The sequence below is a fragment of the Micromonospora auratinigra genome (assembly GCF_900089595.1).
GTDB lineage: Bacteria > Actinomycetota > Actinomycetes > Mycobacteriales > Micromonosporaceae > Micromonospora > Micromonospora auratinigra.
In genome coordinates this window covers 1057344-1078819 of the sequence record NZ_LT594323.1, presented here as the reverse complement: position 1 = coordinate 1078819, position 21476 = coordinate 1057344, and the positions used below count along the sequence as shown (strand labels likewise).

General features: G+C 74.1%; 16 protein-coding genes. 7 read left to right on the top strand and 9 right to left on the bottom strand.

Features of this window, described 5'->3' with window-relative positions; translation table 11 throughout:
• Nucleotides 1-48: 48 nt before the first annotated feature.
• The 4 genes from secA2 to GA0070611_RS04820 form a co-directional block, all read right to left on the bottom strand.
• The gene (secA2, locus tag GA0070611_RS04835) at nucleotides 49-2343 is read right to left on the bottom strand and encodes an accessory Sec system translocase SecA2 (RefSeq protein WP_091658084.1); all 2295 of its coding nucleotides are present in this window, start codon (nucleotides 2341-2343) and stop codon (nucleotides 49-51) included.
• Between the two features lie 110 nt (nucleotides 2344-2453).
• Nucleotides 2454-4202 carry an ABC transporter ATP-binding protein gene (locus tag GA0070611_RS04830; protein ID WP_091658081.1) on the bottom strand — a complete coding sequence of 583 codons (1749 nt, stop codon included), beginning with the start codon at nucleotides 4200-4202 and terminating at the stop codon, nucleotides 2454-2456.
• Nucleotides 4203-4232: 30 nt separating this feature from the next.
• A complete protein-coding gene (locus tag GA0070611_RS04825) occupies nucleotides 4233-5321 on the bottom strand; it encodes a zinc-binding dehydrogenase (RefSeq protein WP_091658078.1) in 1089 nt (362 codons plus the stop codon).
• Nucleotides 5314-6348 (bottom strand): Gfo/Idh/MocA family protein, encoded by a 1035-nt coding sequence (locus GA0070611_RS04820; RefSeq protein ID WP_091658075.1) that lies wholly within the window; start codon nucleotides 6346-6348, stop codon nucleotides 5314-5316. Before GA0070611_RS04820 ends, GA0070611_RS04825 begins: the two co-directional genes overlap by 8 nt.
• A 228-nt stretch (nucleotides 6349-6576) precedes the next feature.
• On the opposite strand from GA0070611_RS04820, the gene GA0070611_RS04815 reads away from it, so the two are divergent.
• The 5 genes from GA0070611_RS04815 to ctaD all read left to right on the top strand — a co-directional run bounded on the left by GA0070611_RS04815 (nucleotide 6577) and on the right by ctaD (nucleotide 12323).
• Nucleotides 6577-7557, top strand: coding sequence for a glucosyl-3-phosphoglycerate synthase (locus tag GA0070611_RS04815; RefSeq protein ID WP_231921467.1), 981 nt, complete (start codon nucleotides 6577-6579; stop codon nucleotides 7555-7557).
• 124 nt (nucleotides 7558-7681) lie between these two features.
• Nucleotides 7682-8836 (top strand): glycosyltransferase, encoded by a 1155-nt coding sequence (locus GA0070611_RS04810; protein WP_091658068.1) that lies wholly within the window; start codon nucleotides 7682-7684, stop codon nucleotides 8834-8836.
• 119 nt (nucleotides 8837-8955) lie between these two features.
• Nucleotides 8956-9408: a DUF4383 domain-containing protein gene (locus GA0070611_RS04805; RefSeq protein ID WP_231921466.1), complete on the top strand. Its 453-nt coding sequence runs from the start codon at nucleotides 8956-8958 to the stop codon at nucleotides 9406-9408.
• Nucleotides 9409-9500: 92 nt separating this feature from the next.
• Nucleotides 9501-10232, top strand: a complete 732-nt coding sequence (locus tag GA0070611_RS04800) for an ATP-binding protein (protein ID WP_091658061.1) — start codon at nucleotides 9501-9503, stop codon at nucleotides 10230-10232.
• An 87-nt stretch (nucleotides 10233-10319) separates the two neighbouring features.
• Entirely contained in the window at nucleotides 10320-12323 is a 2004-nt protein-coding gene (ctaD, locus tag GA0070611_RS04795; protein WP_091658057.1) for an aa3-type cytochrome oxidase subunit I, read from the top strand.
• A 60-nt stretch (nucleotides 12324-12383) separates the two neighbouring features.
• Here ctaD and GA0070611_RS04790 read toward each other — a convergent pair whose 3' ends face one another.
• From GA0070611_RS04790 to GA0070611_RS04775, 4 genes are all read right to left on the bottom strand, one after another.
• The gene (locus GA0070611_RS04790; RefSeq protein WP_091658053.1) at nucleotides 12384-13517 is read right to left on the bottom strand and encodes a SigB/SigF/SigG family RNA polymerase sigma factor; all 1134 of its coding nucleotides are present in this window, start codon (nucleotides 13515-13517) and stop codon (nucleotides 12384-12386) included.
• A gap of 231 nt (nucleotides 13518-13748) precedes the next feature.
• Nucleotides 13749-15161, bottom strand: a complete 1413-nt coding sequence (locus tag GA0070611_RS04785; protein WP_091672478.1) for a hypothetical protein — start codon at nucleotides 15159-15161, stop codon at nucleotides 13749-13751.
• Between the two features lie 709 nt (nucleotides 15162-15870).
• The gene (locus GA0070611_RS04780) at nucleotides 15871-17634 is read right to left on the bottom strand and encodes a thiamine pyrophosphate-binding protein (RefSeq protein WP_091658050.1); all 1764 of its coding nucleotides are present in this window, start codon (nucleotides 17632-17634) and stop codon (nucleotides 15871-15873) included.
• Entirely contained in the window at nucleotides 17627-18751 is a 1125-nt protein-coding gene (locus GA0070611_RS04775) for a baeRF2 domain-containing protein (protein WP_091658045.1), read from the bottom strand. Before GA0070611_RS04775 ends, GA0070611_RS04780 begins: the two co-directional genes overlap by 8 nt.
• Before the next feature lie 141 nt (nucleotides 18752-18892).
• On the opposite strand from GA0070611_RS04775, the gene GA0070611_RS04770 reads away from it, so the two are divergent.
• Nucleotides 18893-19441, top strand: coding sequence for a hypothetical protein (locus GA0070611_RS04770; protein WP_197675853.1), 549 nt, complete (start codon nucleotides 18893-18895; stop codon nucleotides 19439-19441).
• A gap of 33 nt (nucleotides 19442-19474) precedes the next feature.
• Here GA0070611_RS04770 and GA0070611_RS04765 read toward each other — a convergent pair whose 3' ends face one another.
• Nucleotides 19475-19813: a DUF3817 domain-containing protein gene (locus GA0070611_RS04765; protein ID WP_091658041.1), complete on the bottom strand. Its 339-nt coding sequence runs from the start codon at nucleotides 19811-19813 to the stop codon at nucleotides 19475-19477.
• A gap of 180 nt (nucleotides 19814-19993) precedes the next feature.
• Here GA0070611_RS04765 and GA0070611_RS04760 point away from each other — a divergent pair, with 180 nt between their 5' ends.
• Nucleotides 19994-21472: a glutamate--cysteine ligase family protein gene (locus GA0070611_RS04760; RefSeq protein WP_091658037.1), complete on the top strand. Its 1479-nt coding sequence runs from the start codon at nucleotides 19994-19996 to the stop codon at nucleotides 21470-21472.
• Nucleotides 21473-21476 lie beyond the last annotated feature (4 nt).

Genomic DNA, 21476 nt, shown 5'->3' with positions numbered 1-21476 from the left:
GGGGTCCCATCCGTCGATTACCCAACGGATGGGACCCCTCGCGGAACGTCAGCGCGAACCGGAGATGAGCCGCCGCCCGACCGAGGCGATCAGCCGGTCCAGCTCCGAGCCGAACGGGTTGTCGTGCACCAGGTACGTCCAGGTGGCGCTCGGCCGCACCAGCTTCGAGGCGTCCGGCTCCCAGCCGTCGTCGAACTCGGTCTCCTCGAAGGTGACGATGGTGCGCGTCTCGATCTCCGGCATCAGCGCGTTGAACGCCGGCACCGCGCTGCGGTGGAACTCGTCCAGCGGGTCCAGCCGGCCCAGCGCCCGCAGGTGCACGCCCTCCCGGACCTCGGAGAGCTCGGCCAGGTGCTCGGCCCAGAGCCGGTCCAGGTGGTAGAGGGCGATCGAGCGGGCCACCTCGGCGAGCAGGTCCTCGTCCATCTCGCCGGCCTTCTCGGGCACCCGCTCCAGCAGCATCAGCGCCGCGATGTCGCTGGTCAGCAGCCGCTCCCGCCGCTCGGCGAGCGCCTTGCGCTGCTGCTCGATCACCTGGCTGTAGCGCCAGGTGTTGCGGTGGATCTCGTGGTTGACCCCCTCGGCGACCCGCTGCGCGTGTTCCACCGCGTAGTCCACCTGCGGGTCGGTGACCAGGCCGTCGGCGTTCATCCGCGGCGACGGCGGCACGGTGTCGCCGGCGTGCCGGACGACCAGGTCGTCCTCCAGGCTGACGAAGAAGACCGAGCCACCCGGGTCACCCTGCCGGCCGGCCCGGCCGCGCAGCTGGTCGTCCACCCGGCGGCTGTCGTGCCGGCCGCTGCCGATCACGTAGAGACCGCCCAGCTCGGCGACCCGCTCCCGGTCGGCCTGGTCGCTGCCGCCGAGCCGGATGTCGACGCCCCGGCCGGCCATCTGGGTGGAGACGGTCACCGCGCCGTACGCGCCGGCCTCGGCGATGATCGCCGCCTCCTCGTCGTCGTTCTTGGCGTTCAGGACGACGCAGGACACCCCGGCCGCGTGCAGCCCGGCGGCCAGGCCCTCGGACTCCTTGACGTCGAGGGTGCCGACCAGCACCGGGCGACCGGCCTCGTGGCAGCGCCGGATCTCGTCGATCAGCGCCTCCTCCTTCTCGGCCCGGGTGGCGTAGATGCGGTCCGTCTCGTCCGCACGGATGCACGGGGTGTTCGGCGGGATCACCGCCACCTCGAGGCCGAAGTACTCCCGCAGCTGGTCGCCCACCAGCACCGCGGTGGCGGTCATCCCGCAGACCGTCGGGTAGAGCGCGATGTACGCCTGCACGGTGACGGTGCCCAGCACCTCGCCCTCGGCGCTGGCGTCCAGGCCCTCCTTCGCCTCGACCGCGGCCTGGAGCCCGTCCGGCCAGCGGCGGCGCTGGGCCACCCGGCCGCGCATCTCGTCGATCAGCTCGACGGTGTCGTCCCGGACGATGTAGTCGACGTCGCGGTGCAGCAGGGCGTGCGCGTGCAGCGCCACGTTGACCGCGGAGAGCTGCCCGACGTGCTCCTCGTCGTACAGGTCGATGCCGCCGAGCTTGGCCTCGACGGTGGCCAGGCCGGCCGAGGTGAAGGCGACGCTGCGGCCGTCCTCGGCGACGGTGTAGTGCCGGCCCTTGCGCAGGCCCCGGACCAGCGCGGCGGCGGCGTGCACCGGGTCCTGCTCGCCCGGCACCGCGCCGGCCAGCACCATCGGCACCCGGGCCTCGTCGATCAGGATCGAGTCGGCCTCGTCCACGATCGCGGTCTTCAGCGGCGGCTGCACCCGGTCGGCCAGGTCGGTGACGAGCTGGTCGCGCAGGAAGTCGAAGCCGGCCTCGCTGACCGACACGTAGGTGACGTCGCAGGCGTACGCGGCGCGCCGCTCCTCGGGCGTCGACGCCTCGTTGACCCAGCCCACGGTGAGCCCGAGCAGGGTGTAGACGGGCTCCATCCACTCGGCGTCGCGGCGGGCCAGGTAGTCGTTGACCGTGAGCACGTGCACCGGGCCGTTGCCCAGCCGCACGTGGCCGTACGCGGCGACGGTCGCGGTGAGCGTCTTGCCCTCACCGGTGGCCATCTCGGCCACCTTGCCGGAGAGCAGCGCCATCGCGCCCAGCAGCTGGACGTCGTACGGCCGCTGGTCGATCCCGCGCCGGGCCGCCTCACGGCCGATCGCGCAGAGTTCCTCGTACCCCTCGGCCCGGCCGGCGGCCTCGGTCAGCTCGGCGTCGGAGAGCTTCTCCAGCTCCTCCTCGCGCGCCTCGATCGCCGGCAGCAGCTTCTCCAGCGGGGCCAGGTCGACCGTCGTCCCCGGGCGCTGGAGGAACCGGCGGAACCTGCTCTTCACGCGTTGCGACACACCCATGAGCGGCAACGGTACGCGAACCGGAGCCGATTGTGACCCCCGGCTGGCGCAGGGTTCGCGCACTGTCCGGTCTTGTCGCCGTTCGGGCAGCTCAGCGGCGGTCTGTCCGGTCAGCTGACGAGCAGTTGATGGCTGGCCAGCTCGCGGTAGAGCGGGCTGGTCGAGGTCAGCTCGTCGTGGGTGCCGACCGCGACCACCCGGCCGCCGTCGAGGACGACGATCTGGTCGGCGTCCACGACGGTGGAGAGGCGGTGCGCCACGATCAGCAGGGTCCGGCGCACCGCCACCGCGTCGATGGCCCGGCGCAGCGCCACCTCGTTGCGGGCGTCGAGGTTGCTGGTCGGCTCGTCGAGCAGCAGCACCGGCGGCCCGGCCAGCAGCGCCCGGGCGATGGCCAGTCGCTGCCGCTCCCCGCCGGAGAGCAGCACGCCGCCCTCACCGACCGGCACGTCCAGCCCCTGCGGCGTCCGCTCGGCCAGGTGAGCGAGGTTGACCTCGGCGAGCACCGCGCGCAGCCGGTCCTCCCCGGCGTCCGGGGTGGTGATCAGCAGGTTCTCGCGCAGCGTGCCGGCGAGCACCGGCGCCTCCTGCTCGACGTAGCCGAGCCGGGCCCGCAGCACGTCGCGCGGCAGGTCCCGCACGTCGGTGCCGTCCAGGCGCAGGGCGCCCCCGGTGACCTCGTAGAAGCGCTCGACCAGGGCGAGCAGGGTGGACTTGCCGGCGCCGGAGGGGCCGACCAGCGCGGTCCGGGTGCCGGCCGGGACGGTGAAGCTCACCTCGTGCAGCACCGGCGCGCCGCCGGGGTAGGCGAAGTCGACCCGGTCGAACGCGAGAGCCGCCGGGGCCCCGCCGGCCGGCCGGGCCGCCGCCCGGGCCGGGCGGTCGTCCGCCCCCTCCGCCGGCACCGCCAGGATCTCCTCGATCCGGGCCAGCGCGCCCAAACCGCTCTGCAACTGGGTGTACGCGTGCACCGCCTGGCCGAGCGGCAGCACCAGGAAGAACAGGAACATCACGAAGGCCACCAGGTCGCCGACGCCGAGCGCGCCGGAGGCCACCCGGGCCCCGCCGACCGCCAGCACGAGCAGGAACGCGCCCTGCACGGTGACCGTCCCGGCCGGGCCGACCACGGCCTGCGCGCGGGCCACCCGCAGTCCGGCCGCGTACGCCTCGGTGGCGCTGTCGGTGACCGTCGCGGCCTCGCGGCGTTCGGCCCGGCTGGCCCGGATGGTCCGGGCCGCCGAGATCGCCCGCTCCACGGCCGAGGTCATCTCGCCCACCCGCTCCTGGGCCTGCCGGGCCAGGCCCCGCACCCGCCGGGCGAAGGTCAGCGCGAAGCCGACCCCCACCGCCACGGCGGCCAGGGTCACCCCGAACAGCAGCGGGTCCAGCAGCAGCATCGCGGTGCCCGCGCCGAGCACCATGACCGCGCCGGTGACCGTCTCGAACAGCCCGGAGGTGACCACGGCCCGCAGCAGGGTGGTGTCCGCGCCGACCCGGGAGAGCAGGTCGCCGGTGCGCCGCCGGTCGTACTCGGCGATCGGCAGCCGCAGCAGGTGCCCGGCGAGCCGCCGTCGGGTACCCAGCACCAGCCCCTCGGCGGTGCGCTGGAGCAGGTAGTCGCGGACCCCGCCGAGCAGGGCGCCGAGCAGCACCAGCGTCACCAGGGCGACGACCAGGGTGCCGGCCGGGCGGCTGGCGGTGATCCGGTCGAGCACCAGCCGGGTGAGCAGCGGCTGGCCCAGCGACGCCGCCGCGCCGGCCAGCGACAACGCGCCCACCGCGACGAGGGTGCCGCGGTGGGCGCGCAGGTAGGGCAGCAGGGCGGCGAATCCGGGGGCCCGGCCGGCGTTCGTGGTCATGGCAGCACGGTAGCGGGCCCCCGCGCAGGCTCAGCCGGTGAACACCACCTGGAGTTCGGACCGGCGGCGCTCGGCCAGGTCGGTCAGCAGCGCCGGCGCCTCGTCCAGCGGCACCACCGCCGAGACGAGGTGCTTGCGGATCTGGTCGCCGTACTGGCGCAGCAGCTCGATCGTCTCGGCGGAGAGCCGCTCCCGGTCCCAGGTGGGGGCGAGCCCGCGCGGCACCCGCCCGATCTGGGCGCAGCGCAGCGACAGCCCGTTGTGGTGGAACTCCTCACCGAACCGGACCTCGTCCGCGCCCGCCTGGTAGAAGGCCAGGTCGATGACGGTGCCCTGGGGGCGCAGCAGGCGCAGCGCGAGCTGCAACGCCCAGGCCTGGCCCCGGCACTGGAACACCACGTCGGCGCCCCGGTCCCCGGCGGCGTGGTTCCACCGGGTCTTGAGCACCACCGCCGGGTCGTCCGCCTCCGGGTCGAGGATCTCCAGCCCGAGCGCCTCGGCGACCTCCCGGCGCGCCGGGGTCGGGTCGAGGACCACCACCGAGGCGGCACCGTGCCGGCGGGCGAAGAGCGCGGTGAGCAGCGCGACGACGCCGCTGCCGACCACCGCGACCCGGCGCCCGCGTACGCCGTCGCCGAGCGAGCGCACGTCGGTGCCGCACAGGTCGGCGGCGGCGTGCAGCAGGCCGTTGGCGCAGATCGGTCCCATGTGGGCCACGTACACGCCGAGCATCGGGTCCAGGTCGTCGGGGAGCGCGACGAACCGTTCGGCCAGCGGGTCGGCGACGAAGCCGCTGCGGTGCCCGTAGGTCATCGCGCCCACCGTGCCGACCGGCACCGCCGGGGTCCGGCTCTCCACCACCCGACCGACCTGCATGTAGCCCAGCCGGCTGACCGGGTACGGCGTGCTGGCCTCGCCGGGCTGGAACAGGCCCAGCCCCGGGTTCCAGGTGACGTGCAGGTACGGGTTGGTGCCCTTGACGAAGCTCAGCTCGGTGCCGGCGGAGACCCCGCTGTAGAGCGTCTCCACCCGGAAGGAGCCCTCGGGCAGCTCGGCCGCGTCCTGCTCGACCAGCTCGACGCGACCCGGCCCGCTCACCACCACCACCCGGTCACGCATCGACGGTCACCCCCTCGGCCGGCGCGGCGTCGGCCACGGCCGGAGTGAGCCGGGCGGCCGGCCCGGTGGGCAGCGCCACACTGCGTCCGGTCCGCGCCGACTCGGCCACCGCCAGGGCCAGCCGCTGGGTGCGCAGCGCCTCGGCGTACGGCACCCGGACGTCGTCGCCGACGCCCCGCACCGCGTCGACGAAGGCCCGGTCGACGGCCACCCGGGCGCCGTCCGGGTCGGCGGGCAGGTGCCGCTCGCCGTCGGCGTCGCGGATGGTCAGCCCGTCCTCGGCCAGCGACAGCGCCAGCCCGTCGGCCAGGATCTCCAGCCCGGCCCGGTGCTTCCAGGTGAGCACGCAGGCGGCGGTGAGGGTGCCCACCGCCCCGGAGGCGAAGCGCAGCGTCGCCGCGGTGACCGAGTCGATGTCGGCCCCCTCCACCGGCGGCGGGGTCCCGTCGCCGTACGCGGTCACCTCGGTGGCCTCCCCGACCAGCAGCCGGACCAGGTCCAGCACGTGCGCGGCCTGCTCGACCACCGGGCCGCCGGAGCGGTCCCGCCGGGCCCACCAGGCCACCGGCGGCACCTTGTCCAGCCAGGCGCCGTTGACCATCCGCACCGGACGGTCGGCGAGCAGCCGGCGCGCCTCCTCGACCACGTGCAGGTAACGCCAGTGGTGACCGACGCCGGTGAGCAGCCCGCGCTGCTGCACCAGGTCGGCGATCCGCTCGGCGGTCTCCAGGTCCACCGCCACCGGCTTCTCCACGAACATCGGCACGCCGGCGGCGATCACCGCCTCCTCGACCGGACCGTGCGCGAACGGCGGCACGCAGACGTACACGGCGTCCGGGCCGGCGGCGAGCAGTGCGTCCACGTCGGCGAAGGTGCGCGCCCCGTGCGTCCCGGCGAGCGCCTCCGCCGCGTCCCGGGCGACGTCGGTCACTCCCAGCAGTTCCACGTCCTCGAAGCCCGTCAATACCTTGGCATGGCGTTGCGCCACCCCGCCGGCCCCTACCAGTCCCACCCGGCACGTGCGCATATTCCGTCGACCCTCTCGCCGCGATTGAAACAACTCGGGTCTGCTCTCCCCTGCCGGCTGCGCAATCAAACGTTCACGCGGGGGGAACCGGCCCGTGCGCCGGTCGTGATCAAGCTGTTAGGCATGATCCGGTTAGCGCGGGCGACGAATAGGGAAAACAGAATCCGCGTTTCCGCCACGAACCAGGGGGTGCCCGTGCGGGATACAGAATCGACCGTCTCACCGGTGGTGGAGGCATGGGCCACCTACCGCACCACATCCGCGGAGGACTGGCCGGCCCGGCGACTCGTGCGGGCCAAGGGGGAGAACCGGGTCAGCGTCGTGCTGCCGGCCCGCAACGAGGAGTCCACCGTCGGCGCGATCGTGTCGACGATCCGGGAGCACCTGATGGACCGGGTGCCGCTGGTCGACGAACTGATCGTGGTCGACTCCCGGTCCACCGACCGGACCGCGCAGGTGGCCCGGGCCGCCGGGGCCGAGGTGGTCAGCCAGGACGCGATGACCCGGGGACTGCCCCGGCTGACCGGCAAGGGCGACGCGCTCTGGGCCGGCCTGGCCGCGGCCGAGGGTGACGTGGTCGCGTTCGTCGACGCCGACCTGCGCGAGTTCCGGCCGCACTTCGTCACCGGGCTGATCGGTCCGCTGCTGACCGACCCGTCGGTCGACTTCGTCAAGGGCTTCTACCACCGGCCGCTGGTCCGGGCGACCGGCGTGGAGACCGACGGCGGCGGCCGGGTGACCGAGCTGATGGCCCGGCCGCTGCTCAACCTGTTCTGGCCGGAGCTGGCCGGCTTCGTGCAGCCGCTCGCCGGCGAGTACGCCGGCCGCCGGGAGGTGCTGGAGCAGGTGCCGTTCGTCTCCGGGTACGGGGTGGAGACGGCCATGCTGATCGACCTGCTGGAGCTGGTCGGGCTGGACGCGTTGGCCCAGGTGGACCTGGGCGAGCGCAAGCACCGGCACCAGGACACCGAGGCGCTGGGCCGGATGTCCGCGCAGATCATGCTCACCGCCTGGAACCGGCTGCAACGGCGGGGCTGGGCCGCGCCGGGCACCGCGCCGGCCGCGCTGCTGACCCAGTTCCGCCGGGGCGGCTCCGAGACGCTGCCGAACCTGGAACGGGAGATCGTGGTCAACGACGTGTCGATCGAGGAGCGCCCGCCGCTGGCGCAGCTGCGCCACCGGGTTCCCCGGCGGCGGGTCGCGGCGTGAGGCCCACGGGCCACGGTGACAGGAGCCGGTCCACCGGGCCGGCGGACGACGGCCGGTCGGTGCGACCGGTCGCTGGCGGGCGGAAGGCCGACGGGGGCGCCGCCGAGGGAAGGAACACCGCACCATGAGTCTCACCGTCCTGATGAATTCGGGTCCGTGGTTGTCCGTCCCGCCCCCCGGCTACGGCGGGATCGAGAACGTCGTGGCCACGCTCGTGCCGGAGCTGCGCAAGCTGGGGGTACGGGTGGTGCTCGCCTCCGTGGAGACCAGCACGCTGCCGGTGGACGAGAAGATCTCGGTCTTCCCGGACGGGCAGTTCCACGCCCTGCAGCGCCCCTACAACCAGGTCTGCGGCGTGTCCCAGGCGCACCTGTCCGGCGTGGTCCGGGAACTGCACCGCCGCGACGACATCGACCTCGTGCACGACCACGTCGAGGCCGTCGGCCTGGCCACCATGGCGGCGATGGGCCCGGACGGCCCGCCGGTGCTGCACACCCTGCACTGGGACCTGGCCAAACACCCCGAGCTGTACGGCAACCTCGACGCCGGCGAGCGGGTCCGGGTCAACGGCGTCTCCGCCTCCCAGCTCGCCCGCGCGCCGCAGGCGCTGCGCGACCACTCGGTCGGGCACGTGCACCTGTCCACCCCGCTCGCGGTGGACGCGGACCGCCGGCCGGCCACCGAGAAGGGCGACTACCTGCTCATCCTCGGCCGGATCAACCCCGGCAAGGGGCAGGACCTGGGGGCCCGGCTGGCCCAGCAGGCCGGGTTCCCGCTGGTGCTCGCCGGCCCGGTCGGGCCGTACCACCGGCCGGAGGACCTGGCGGCGGCCGGCGACGAGGCCCGGCAGAACCCGGACGTCCGGTTCTTCTACGACCAGGTGGCGCCGCACGTCGACGGGGAACTGGTCCGCTGGGTCGGCACGGTGGCCGGCCAGGAGCGCGACGACCTGCTGGCCGGGGCGCGCGCGTCGCTGTTCCCGCTGCGCTGGGAGGAGCCGGGCGGCACGGCGGTGGTCGAGTCGCTCGCCCTGGGCACGCCGGTGGTGGCCACCGCCCGGGGCTGCCTGCCGGAGCTGATCGAGCACGGTCGCACCGGGCTGCTCACCACCGACGAGGAGGAGCTGGGCGACCTGGTCATGGCGGCCGGCCTGCTCGACCCGGACGAGTGCCGGCGGGAGGCGGCCACCCGGTTCACCCCGGCGGTGATGGCGCAGCGTTACGTCGAGCTGTACGAGCGGGTCCGGCAGCAGGCCGCACGGCCGTTGCAGCCCGCCTGAGTCGTACCGTCCACCGGCCCGGTCGCCCCGCGCGGTCGGGCCGGTCGCGTTTGCCACCGGTGGTCGAGGGAATGCCGCCCGGTCCCCTGCCAGGTGAGGAGGCCGGCATGACGAACTCGATGGCCCACTCGCGCGGGCGGCGCAACCCGGCCGACGGTCGCGCGGCGTCCCGCCGGGCCGCCTCGGCCGTCGGCGTGCTCTTCCTGGTGATCGGGGTGCTGGGCTTCATCCCCGGGGTCACCACCAGCTACGGCGACATCCGCTTCGCCGGGCACGGGTCGGGCGCGGAGCTGTTCGGCGTGTTCCAGGTCTCCGTGCTGCACAACGTCGTGCACCTGCTCTTCGGGGTGGCCGGGCTGATGATGTCCAAGACGGTCACCGGGGCCCGGACCTTCCTGGTCGGTGGCGGCGCGATCTATCTCGTGCTGTGGCTCTACGGCCTGGTGGTCGACCACGGCAGCGGCGCGAACTTCATCCCGGTCAACGGCGCCGACAACTGGCTGCACCTGCTGCTGGGGCTCGGCATGATCGGTCTCGGGCTGCTCACCACACGTGACCTGAATCGCCGCTGACCAGCGGCGGACGGGCGGTCGGTCCGGTTTCGCCGCCGGGCGGCCGGGGTACCTCGATGGCTCCACGGACGAGACCGAAACGAGGGCCCACGATGTCGACCCGGATCAGGTGCGAGGTCCGCGACGAGTCGCCGGTCACCGTCGTCCGGTTCGCGGGTGCGCTGGATCTGGGCACCATGCGGTCGGTGCACGCGGTGCTGGAGAACTGCCTGGCCGCGCTGCCCGACGCGCTCGTCGTCGACCTGGAGAAGCTCAGCGTGCTCGACCCGCTGGCACTCTCCGTCTTCGCGGCCGCCGCGCGGCGGGCCGCGGACTGGCCGGCCGTGCCGATGGTGCTCTGCGCCCCGCCGCGGGAGGTGGCCGACCGGCTCGCCGCGTCCGCCGTCTGCCGGGTGGTGCCGGTGCGCCGGGACTGCGCCGAGGCGACCGCGCTGGCCGGGGAGACGGTGGCACCCCGGCTGCGGGTCCGGCTGGAGCCGGTCGCCGGGGCCTGCCGGCGGGCCCGGGAGCTGGTCACCGACGCCTGTGGCCGGTGGAACGTGCCGGAGCTGGCCGGCCCCGCCTCGCTGGTGCTGAGCGAACTGGTCGGCAACGTGGTCCGGCACGCCGGCACGCCGATGCAGGTGACGCTGACCCTGCAACGGCCGTACCTGCGGGTCGCCGTGATGGACGGCAGCCCGGCCGACGCCCGGGCCCTGACCGGCCGCGACCTGCGGGCCGAGGGCGGCCGGGGGCTGATGCTGGTCCGCGAGCTGGCGCAGCGCTGGGGCAGTGTCCCGGCGGGTGCCGGCAAGGTCGTCTGGGCGATGCTACCGGCGAACTGACCGAATTCTCCGCTCTCGCCTGGTTTTATGGACAGAGGGCCGGGTAGGCGTGCCCGTCCTTTCTGTCGTCACGACGGGGTGAGAGCTATGCCCAAGCGGGTAGTCACGGAGCCGGCACGAGACCGGGGGCCGGCGATCCTCGCGCCCGCCCGGTTCGGCGGCTATCCCGGACCGGTCCGGGAAGCGATCAAGGGAAACTCGTTCTGGCGGCTGCTGCGCACCACCGACGCCAAGCTGATCGGCCTGATGTATCTGGCCACCTCGTTCGGGTACTTCCTGATCGGCGGGGTGATGGCCCTGCTGATCCGGGCCGAGCTGGCGCGGCCGGGGATGCAGTTCCTCTCCCCCGAGCAGTACAACCAGCTCTTCACCATGCACGGCACGATCATGCTGCTGCTGTTCGCCACCCCGATGGTGTTCGGCTTCGGCAACTACATCGTGCCGTTGCAGATCGGCGCCCCGGACGTCGCCTTTCCCCGGCTCAACGCCTTCGCGTACTGGCTGTACTTCTTCGGCGCGGCGATCGCGGTGGGCGCCTTCATCACCCCGCAGGGCTGGGCCGACTTCGGCTGGACCGCGTACACCCCGCTGAGCACCGCGCAGCACACCCCCGGGGCGGGCGGGAACATGTGGATCGTCGGGCTGGCGGTCTCCGGCCTGGGCACCATCCTCGGCGCGGTCAACCTGATCACCACGATCCTGACCCTGCGCGCCCCCGGCATGACGCTGTTCCGGATGCCGATCTTCACCTGGAACCTGCTGCTCACCAGCGTCCTGGCGATCTTCGTCTTCCCGCTGTTGGCGGCCGCGCTCTTCGCGCTCGCCTCGGACCGGATCCTGCACTCGCACGTGTACGACTCGACCACCGGCGGGCCGATGCTCTGGCAGCACCTGTTCTGGTTCTTCGGCCATCCCGAGGTCTACATCATCGCGCTGCCGTTCTTCGGCATCATCACCGAGATCATCCCGGTCTTCTCCCGTAAGCCGATCTTCGGCTACACCGGCCTGGTGCTGGCCACCATCGCCATCACCGTGCTGTCGATGAGCGTCTGGGCGCACCACATGTTCGCCACCGGCCAGGTGCTGTTGCCCTTCTTCAGCATCCTGAGCTACCTGATCGCGGTGCCGACCGGGGTGAAGTTCTTCAACTGGATCGGCACCATGTGGAAGGGCCAGCTCACCTTCGAGACGCCGATGCTCTTCGCGGTCGGCTTCCTGGTCACCTTCCTGCTCGGTGGTCTGACCGGAGTCCTGCTGGCCAGCCCGCCGGTCGACTTCCACGTCACCGACTCGTACTTCGTGGTGGCGCACTTCCACTACGTGCTCTTCGGCACGATCGTCTTCGCGGCGTTCGGCGGGATCTACTTCTGGTTCCCGAAGATGACCGGGCGGCTGCTCGACGAGCGGCTGGGCAAGATGCACTTCTGGACCATGTTCATCGGCTTCCACGCCACCTTCCTGGTGCAGCACTGGCTGGGCAACGAGGGCATGCCCCGCCGGTACGCCGACTACCTGCCCAGCGACGGCTTCACCGTGCTGAACGAGATCTCCACCGTCGGCTCGTTCATCCTCGGCGCGTCGACGCTGTTCTTCATCTACAACATCTGGAAGTCCTGGCGGTACGGGGCGATGGTGACCGTGGACGACCCGTGGGGCTTCGGCAACTCGCTGGAGTGGGCCACCACCTGCCCGCCGCCGCTGCGCAACTTCGACCGGATGCCCCGGATCCGCTCCGAGCGGCCCGCGTTCGACGCCAAGTACGGCCCGCTCGTCTCGGACCTCGGCCGCGACCTGCCGCAGCGGACCACCAAGCCGCCGCAGACCTTCGCCGAGGAGCTGCACCACGTCCGCAAGCTGCCCGAGTCGCCGGCCGCCGAGGGCGCGCACGGCGCCCGCGAGGCCGTCGAGTACCAGCCGGCGCCGCAGTCGGGCGCCCGCCCGGTCGTGGTCCCCGAGCCGGAGGACGTGCGCCGGCCCAGCTTCGAGGAGACCGAGGAACCGGAGGAGAACGCCCCCGGCGCGCAGCGCGACGAGCAGCCCGACGACCGGTGGCGGCACCCGCGCGGGCACGGCGACACCCCGCAGAACTGACCGGACGTACGCGAAGGGGCCCCTCTGCGGAGGGGCCCCTTCCACGTGTGTCGGGCGGAGTCAGTCGGCGGGCGGCATGCCGGCCGCGGCGAGCGAGCGGCGCACCGCCGGCTGGACCCGGGTCAGCCGCAGCGGCACCCCGGTCCGGGCGGCCGCGTCCCGGCCGGCCATCAGCGCGGCGATCCCGCCGGCGTCGAAACCACCCGCGCCGACCAGGTCGACCACCACCTCGCGGGGCTGCCCGGTCACCGCCTCCAGCATCGCCCGGCGGAGCTGGTGGGCACCGTCCCGGTCGACCTCTCCCCCGACCTCGACGACCACCCGGTCCCCGGCCTGCTTGACCGAGATCCGGGTCTTCGCCGGCTCCGACTCGGCCGCCCCGTTCTGCCAGGGCGGCGGGGCGTCGGCGAGCATCGCCTGGCGCAGCCAGGTCAGCGCCCGGGAGAGCAGTCGGGAGACGTGCATCTGGGAGATGCCGAACCGGGCGGCGATCTCCGCCTGGGTCTGGTTGCCGTAGAAGCGCATGGCGAGGATCCGCCGCTCGCGCCAGGGCAGCCGGTGCAGCAGGCCGCTCACGGTCACCCGGTCGTCCACCGATTCCAGGGCGTTGTCGGACTCGCCGACCAGGTCGCCGAACTCGGCCGAGCTCTCGCCACCGACCGGCGCGTTGAGCGAGGCGGGGCTGTAGCCGGCGGCCGACTCCAGGGCCGCGAGGATCTCCTCCTCCGGTGTCTCCAGCCGCTCGGCCAGCTCCGCCACGCTCGGCGCCCGGGACAGCTCACTGGTCAGCGCCGCGGTGGCCTGCCCGACCTCCAGAATCAGGTCGCGCAGCCGGCGGGGCACGTGCACGCCCCAGGTGCGGTCCCGGAAGTGCCGTTTGATCTCCCCGACGATGGTGATCGCCGCGTACGCGGTGAAGGAGCCCCGTTCCGGGTCGTACCGGTCGACGGCGTTGACCAGGCCGAGGCGGGCCACCTGTTCCAGGTCCTCCAGCGGTTCCCCGCGTCCCCGGTAGCGGCGGGCCAGCCGGCCGGCGAAGGGCAGCGCGAAGCGGACGAGGTCGTCGCGCGCCTCCTGCCGCCGCTCGGGCGGCAGCCCTTCGATCCGGGCCGCGTACGCGAGCGCCGCCGCGTCCAGGTCCTCCAGGCCCCGCTCGGTGGGTGGTGGTGTGGGTGTGGTGGTCTGTCCGAACATCCGCGCCTCCCTCAGGAAGGTCCCCCGCCCGGATAAGGGAAGACCGGTCGTGCGCGTGGTCGGGCCACGCACCGGGCCGGAAGTGGGTTACGTGACGGAACGCCAGGAACGGGCGATGCGGCCCGCCACGCGGCGTCGTGGGCCGTCGCAGCGAGCGGTGTTCCCGCTCCGTAGGTACTCAATCACGGACCGCAGGATCGCGAGGATGATTCGCCGTTGTTGGTGGCCGGGTCAGGAGAGCAGCAGCCCCTGGTGGGCACCCGCGTCCCGGAGCGCCACCAGCGCCTCGTCCATCGTCAGCAGGGGCGGCAACGGCAGGTCGTACGGCTGGTTGCGCAACACCTCCGTGGCGCGTCGGGTCGGCACCTGGGAGACCGGGTAGCCGCGCGCCGCACCCCGGTCGAGGGCCCGGCGACGGCGGCCGAACGCCGCCACCGCGAGCCACTGCGGCAGCCCGGCCAGGGCGGGCGAGCGCACCCCGGGCGGCTCCGGCAGCACGTCCACCGAGCTGAACGGCTCGCTGCCGGCCAGCCACCACTCGACCCCCTGCACCCGACGCCGGGTGGCGTTCTCGCACCAGTACGGCACCAGCCCGGCCCGGAGCACCTGCCAGGGGTCGAGCAGCCGGCCGCACTCGACCACCAGCCGGTTGCCGGTCTTGCCGCAGCGGCGCAGCCACTGCCGGTACAGGTCGGCGGTCGCGGCACTGAGCACGTCCGGCTGCGGGACGAGGACCCGGTGCAGGGGACTCCCGTGCCGGCCGGCCCAGTCGCGCAGGGCGTGCTCGAAACCGGACTCGACGCCGTGCTCGGCGTCCGCCCCCGCGCGGGAGACGTCCGGTGGCGTCCAGTGCGCCCCGTCGCCGCCGGCCGACCGCAGCAGCTGACGCAACGCGGGCGCGTCGGGGTGGAAGTCGACCGGGTCGAGGCCGCTGGCCGGCGAGCCGATCTGGAAGCTGTGCCCCTGCCCGTCGTCGCGTACCGGCCAGGTGCGCGCGTCGTGCAGCAGCAGCACCGGCGCGCCGGGGTCGAGCCGTTCGGCCAGGAACCGGGCGTACGCGCTGGGTAGCGACCGCCAGCGCACCGCGAGCGACACGGTCGCGCCGGCCGCCACCCCGCGACTGGCCGGGCAGTGCACCTGGCGGACGTGGACGTCCGGGTTGCCGGCCAGCAGCCGCGCGGCGAGCGCGGCACCGTGGTCGAGCGCGGCGTGCGGACGGTCGACCGCGCCGCGCGGCCAGTTCACGGACATCTCGAAGGTGGCCGGCAGCCAGGGCACGCCCAGGGCGACCGCCAGGTGCACCGCCGCGCCGTGCGGCGAGCCGAGCACCGCGCCCGGCCAGCGGCCGGCCGGGTACTGCTCGGCGATCCACTCCGCCACCCGTTCGGCGTCCACCTCGGCGACCCGCGCCGGGGCCAGCGCCCGCCGGCCGGCGGCACGTGCGGCGGCGGCCCGCCGGACCGGCTCGGGCGCGCCGGCCAGCCGGGTGAGCGAGCCGGCGCGGCCGAGGTCGGCGCAGTCGTCGCCGCGCAGCGCCCGCACCGCCGCGGCGAGCAGGACGCGAGCGGTGCTGCCGACCGCCACCACCCGCTCGACGGCCGGACCGGTGCCCCGGCCCGCCGACCCCGACGGCCCCTTGCGCACCGATCCCACCACGCCTCGTTCGCTCACCACGCGGCCCGGCTTCCCGTCCCGATGGGGTCTAAACGGGGCATCCCTCCACGGGCCGGACCAATCTCCGGGGTGCACCGTCCGGGGGCGCAACGGGAGCGGCAGGCCGGTCGGCGCGTACCGGGACGCCCGTGCGGTGGGCCAGGTCCGGCGCACACCGGGGCCCCCGGGCGCGGCGGGCCAGGTCCAGCGCATACCGGCACTCCCGTGCGGCGGGTGGGCACGCATCCCGCCGCCGATTGTCCGACCGCTGGGCCGCCCAACCGCCCCGCACGCCGCCACCGCTACGGCACACCCGCGCTTCCAGCACGCCCCCGCCGCGGCTCCCGGGCTCCCCGCGCCCGCACCCCGCACGTGAAGCGCCTCGGCGATCTTGCACTTGTGGTGGGTGACATGGGAGAACTGAACCCTTTGTCGGGGCAGGAAGTGCAAGATCGACGGGCGCGTCGGAAATCTCGGTGAGAGATGGCGCCCTGCGCGGCGGCAGCCGGTGCCGGGTTCCCGCGCTCTCACGTGACCCCGGCGTGCGTCGCTGGCAGCGGGCGGCAGGGATGGGGCGGCGGGGCGGGGGCGGGACAGCTGCGCGGGTGGGCAGCGGGGGCGGGACAGCAGCGGACTCCGGCGTCGAGGGCGGGACGGGGCAGCCGCGGCACCGGAGGGCCGGTGCCGCGTCCACCGCGGCTCAGACCAGGTCCTCGGCCTCCACGGTGCGCTCCGCCGACAGCACCTGTTCGCGGACCCGGCGGGCCGCGTCCCCCTCGGCGAAGAGGCCGCGCAGGTCCGCCAGCGCCGGCTCCGGCGGGTTCAGCGGCACCGCCGGATCCACCACCGCCTCCAGCACGCTGGGCCGGTCGGCGGCGAGGACCTCGTCCCAGGCGGCGCCGACCAGTTCCGGGCGGTCCACCCGGACGCCGTGCAGGCCGAGCAGGCGGGCCCAGCCCGCGTACGGCACGTCGGGCCGGCGGTCGGTGACCGCGCCGGTGGGCTGCCGGCCCCCGCCCATGCCGGAATGGTCCCGGTTGTTGAGCACCAGCACCACCAGTCGCGGGTCGCGCCACTCCTGCCAGTGGTGCGCCACGGTGATGAGCTCGGCCAAACCGTTGAGCTGCATCGCCCCGTCGCCCAGCAGGGCTAGCACCGGCTCGTCCGGGCGGGCCAGCTTGGCGGCCACCGCGTACGGCAGGGCGCAGCCCATCGAGCCGAGCGTGCCGCAGAGCTGCGCCCGTACCCCCGGCGGCAGCTGCAGGTGCCGGGCGTACCAGTAGATGACCGAGCCGACGTCGACCGCGACGGCACCGCGGTGCGGCATCCGGCCGGCCAGTTCGTGCAGCACGAGCTGCGGATTCACCGGCTCGGCGGGGGCGGTGGCCCGTTCGGCGGCCTCCTGCCGCCAGCGGTCCACCGAGGTCTCGATCAGGCCCCGCCACTGCCGGTTGGGCCGGTCCGGCACCCGGTCGAGCAGGGCCCGCAGCGTCTCCCCCGCGTCGCCGACCAGCGGGACGTCGACCGGGTAGCGGGTGCCGATCCGTCGGCCGTCGATGTCGATCTGGACCGTCCGCACCTGCCCGGGCAGCGGGAACCAGTCCGTCCACGGGTCGTTGGTGCCGACCAGCAGCAGCGTGTCGCAGCTCCCCATCAGCTGGGCGGCGGCCGTGGTGCCGACCTCGCCGAGCACCCCGGTGTGGAACGGCAGCCGCTCGTCCAGCACCGGCTTGCCGAGCAGCGACGTCGCCACGCCGGCGCCGAGCCGGTCGGCGAGCGTCACGATCTGCTCCGCCGCCCCGTGCCCACCCTGGCCGACCAGGATCGCCACCCGCTGCCCGGTGCTCAGCACCGAGGCCGCTGCGGCCAGGTCCCCGTCGTGCGGCAGCACCCGGGCCAGCGGCTCGCCCGGTCGGCCCGAGAGCACCCCGGCGGTCTGCGGTTGCAGGTCCGGTACCGTCGCGAGCTGCAGCGCCAGCGGCAGCACCACGCAGGTGGGGCTGCGGGTCGCCGCGGCGGTCCGGAACGCCTGGTCCAGCAGGGTCGGCACCTGCCCGGGCACCCGCCCGTACCGGACGAACTGGTTGCACACGTCGCCGAAGAGCCGGCTCAGGCCGATCTCCTCGTGCGCGCCGCCGAGCGGGCCGGTGATGTCCTCGCCGACGATGGCCACCACCGGCTTGCTGTCCAGCTTGGCGTCGTAGAGGCCGTTGAGCAGGTGCACCGCGCTGGGCCCCTGGGTGGCCAGGCAGACCCCGATCTCGTCGGTGTACTTGGCGTGCCCGGTGGCCATGAAGGAGGCGGTCTCCTCGTGCCGGGCCGGGATGAACACGGGATCGCCTCCGGCGTCGTCGAGCGCGGCGACCAGCGGGGCGATCGCCGCCCCCGGGTAGCCGAACGCCCGCGGCACCCGCCAGGCCCGCAGCCGCTCGACCACCAGGTCGGCGACGGTACGGTCAGCCATTGCCCCGCCCGGGGGTGCCCGCGTCCACGTACCGGAGCACCGCCCCGACCCCGTCGGTGAGCTCCGGCGCCTCCTCCGGCGCGAGCACGGTGAGGTCGGCGTCGGTGCCGACCAGCGCGCGCAGCAGCGCGGCGTCGGCGCGGACCCGCTGCGGGTCGGCCACCGACATGGCCGCCAGCTGCCCCGGGTCGGTGGCGATCTCGGTCGGCTCGGGGCCGACCCAGAGTTCCCCGTCGGCCGAGGCGTCGTCGACGATCAGCATGGTGTCGACCTGGTTGCGTTGCAGGGCGGAGACCACCGCGGCCAGGCCGGCGCCGACGTCCTCCTGCACGCCGAACCGGTCGAGCGCGGCGGTGACCCGCTGGTCGGCCACCTCGGCGATGGTCTGCACGGTCAGGTCGTCCATGGCGGTCGGATCGGCCCCACCGGTACGCGCCCCCGCGTCGGTCCGCACCAGCACGTCCTGCCAGCGCTCCGGCAGCTGGGCGGCGATCATGCCGGTGGCCCGGATGTCCCCGGCCACCACCACCACGTCGGCCCCCACCCGGTCGGCCAGGTCGGCCGTCGCCGCCGCGGCGTCGCCGGCATTGTGGTGCCAGGCCTCCATCGCGGCCCGCTGGTAGCGGGACTGGGACCAGCCACCCGGCTGGACCCGGCGCAACTGGTAGCTCTCCCGCCCCTTGACGTGGGCCCGGCGGGGCACTCCGCCGGCGCTGACCGCGACGGCGTCCGCCCCGGTCCGGTCGGCCAGCACCCGCACCCACGCCACCTGCTCACCGCGCTGGGCGACCAGCGGCATGGTGTGCGGCAGGGCCGACCAGGTGGCCAGGTCCCGCAGCGGCGGCGCGGAGAGGTACTCGGTCAGCACCACCCGGCCCCGGGTGGCGAAGACGGCGATCCCGTAGTCCCCCGGCATCGGGTCGTGCCGGCGTACGACGTCCTCGACGGCCTCGATCGTGACCGGATCGGCGCCCTGCTCCAGCAGGTTCCCCTTGAGGGCCCGCCAGCGCAGGTCGACCGCGGGACGCGAGTCGTGGGTGTCCCGTGAGGCGTCCAGATACACCGAACACCACGGCCCGGGACGGTCGTAGAGCGGGCGCAGGAAGGACAGCTGCATGCTCGACCCCTTTCCAGCTCGGCCGCACGCATACCCGCGCCACCCGGGATGTCACCTGGCCGGACCGGGGCGTGACCGGAGTTCATTCACGTCGTTCAACCCGAAGGGCCGATACCATCAGTGAACGGAAAGGGACTCTGGGTGGTGAACATGGACACCGAGCTGCACATCCGGCGGGTCGTGCACCCGACGGACCGCATCGTCACCGGGCGGCTGGTCCGACTGATGGAGGGGTACGCCCGCGAGGTGCGCGTCGGCCAACCGGTGCTGGTCGCGGTGCTCACCGCGGCGGGCCTGGCCGGGCTGCTGCTGCGGGTGGCCCGGGCCCTGCTCAGCAGTGGCGGCGGGGGCGCGCGGCGCAGCTTCAAGGACCTGAAGAAGGGGCCCGAGTTCCTGGTCACCCCGGTCCGCGTCCGCGACTCCCGGGACCGGCTGGTCGAGGTCGAGCTGCACGGTCACCTGCCGCAGAGCGCCCTGCACCCCGGCGACCACGTGCAGCTCACCCTCCGCCCGCAGCGCGACGCCGACCTGCCGCCCCGCATCGAACGGATCGTCAACCTCACCACCGGGCAGCTGCTGACCCCGCGCACGGCCACCCTCTGGTCGCACCTCGGGCCGCCGCTGCTGCTCCAGGCCACGCTCGGCGTGCTGCTGGTGCTGGGCATCGCCGCCTGTTCGGTGCTGACCTGAGCGTCCGCCCCGCCGCCGTCCCGGCGGCCGGGGTCAGGAGACCGGGCTCAGCGGGCGCTCGGCGGGGGTCGGGTCGGCGAGCAGGCCGTGCCGGCGGGCCCAGCGCTCGAACAGCACGGTGGCGAAGGGCGGGACGGCGGCCAGCAGGGCGATCGCGGTGTGCCACAGCGACCAGCGGCGCCGGCGCGCCACCACCAGCGTCAGCAGGCCGTACGCGACGAAGAGCGCCCCGTGGACCGGGCCGAACACGTGCACACCGAGCTCGTTGCGCGGCGGCCCGTACTTGACCGCCATGCCGGCCAGCAGGGCCGCCCAGGAGCAGGCCTCGGCGACCGCCGCCGCCACGAAGTACCGGATCCACCTGTCGCGCATGCGCTCCCCCTCACTCGGCGGCCAGCGTAGCCGGGGCGACGGGCGGAACCCGCCGACCGGCGTACGGACGCGACAGGGATCACCGGGGGCACCGATGGGTAGATAAAGAGTCCTTCGGGCCTTCCCTGTCCCGCCGTCCCGTGCGAGGTTGGGGAAACCAACGGTGACAGGGCGGTGACCATGGGCGAAGACGTCGGTGCGCGGACCTTCAGCCGGGAGGACCGGGCCCGCTACCGGGAAAAGGTACGGCGGTGCCTGGACGTCTTCGCGGAGATGCTGCGCGAGTCCCGCTTCGACGTGGAACGGCCGATGACCGGGCTGGAGATCGAGCTGAACCTGGTCGACGACGACGCGCAACCGGCGATGCGCAACGCCGACGTGCTGGCCGCGATCGCCGACCCGGACTTCCAGACCGAGCTGGGCCAGTTCAACGTCGAGATCAACGTGGCGCCGCGCCGGCTCGCCGGGACCGGCACCGCCCAGTTCGAGGAGCACGTACGGGCCAGCCTCAACGCGGCCGAGGAGAAGGCCCGCGCGGTCGGCGCGCACATGGTGATGATCGGCATCCTGCCGACCCTTCGTCCCGAGCACCTGACCGCCGACGCCCTCTCCGCCAACCCCCGCTACGCGCTGCTCAACGAGCAGATCTTCGCGGCCCGCGGCGAGGACCTGCCGATCTCGATCAGCGGCGTCGAGCGCCTGGCCACCACCGCCGACACCATCACCCCCGAGGCGGCCTGCACCAGCACCCAGTTCCACCTCCAGGTCAGCCCGGCCCAGTTCGCCGACCACTGGAACGCCGCGCAGGCGATCGCCGGGGTGCAGGTGGCGCTGGGCGCGAACTCGCCACTCTTCTTCGGCCGGGAGCTCTGGCGGGAGACCCGGGTGCCGCTGTTCCAGCAGGCCACCGACACCCGTTCGGAGGAGATCAAGGCGCAGGGGGTACGACCCCGGGTCTGGTTCGGGGAACGCTGGATCACCAGCGTCTTCGACCTGTTCGAGGAGAACGTGCGCTACTTCCCGGCGCTGCTGCCGGTCTGCGACCCGGAGGACCCGGCCCGGACGCTGGCCGCTGGTGGCGTGCCCAGGCTGGCCGAGCTGCGGCTGCACAACGGCACCGTCTACCGCTGGAACCGGCCGGTCTACGACGTGCTGCGGGGGCGGCCGCACCTGCGGGTGGAGAACCGGGTGCTGCCCGCCGGGCCGACCGTGCTGGACACCGTCGCCAACGGCGCCTTCTACTTCGGAGTGGTCCGCGCACTCGCCGAGTCCGACCGGCCGCTCTGGTCGCAGATGTCGTTCAGCGCCGCCGAGGAGAACTTCCACTCCTGCGCCCGGCACGGCATCGACGCCCAGGTCTTCTGGCCGGGGCTGGGCTACCTGCCGGTGACCGAGCTGGTGCTGCGGCGGCTGCTGCCACTGGCGTACCACGGGCTGGACCGCTGGGGCCTCGACCCGGCCGAGCGGGACCGGCTGCTCGGCATCATCGAGCAGCGCTGCCTGACCGGGCGCAACGGCGCGAGCTGGCAGGTCGAGACGCTGCACCGGTTGGAGTCGGCCGACCACCTGGACCGGCCGGCGGCGCTGCGCGAGGTGGTCCGGCACTACGTGGACCTGATGCACAGCAACCGACCGGTCCACGAGTGGCCGATCCCCTGAGGGG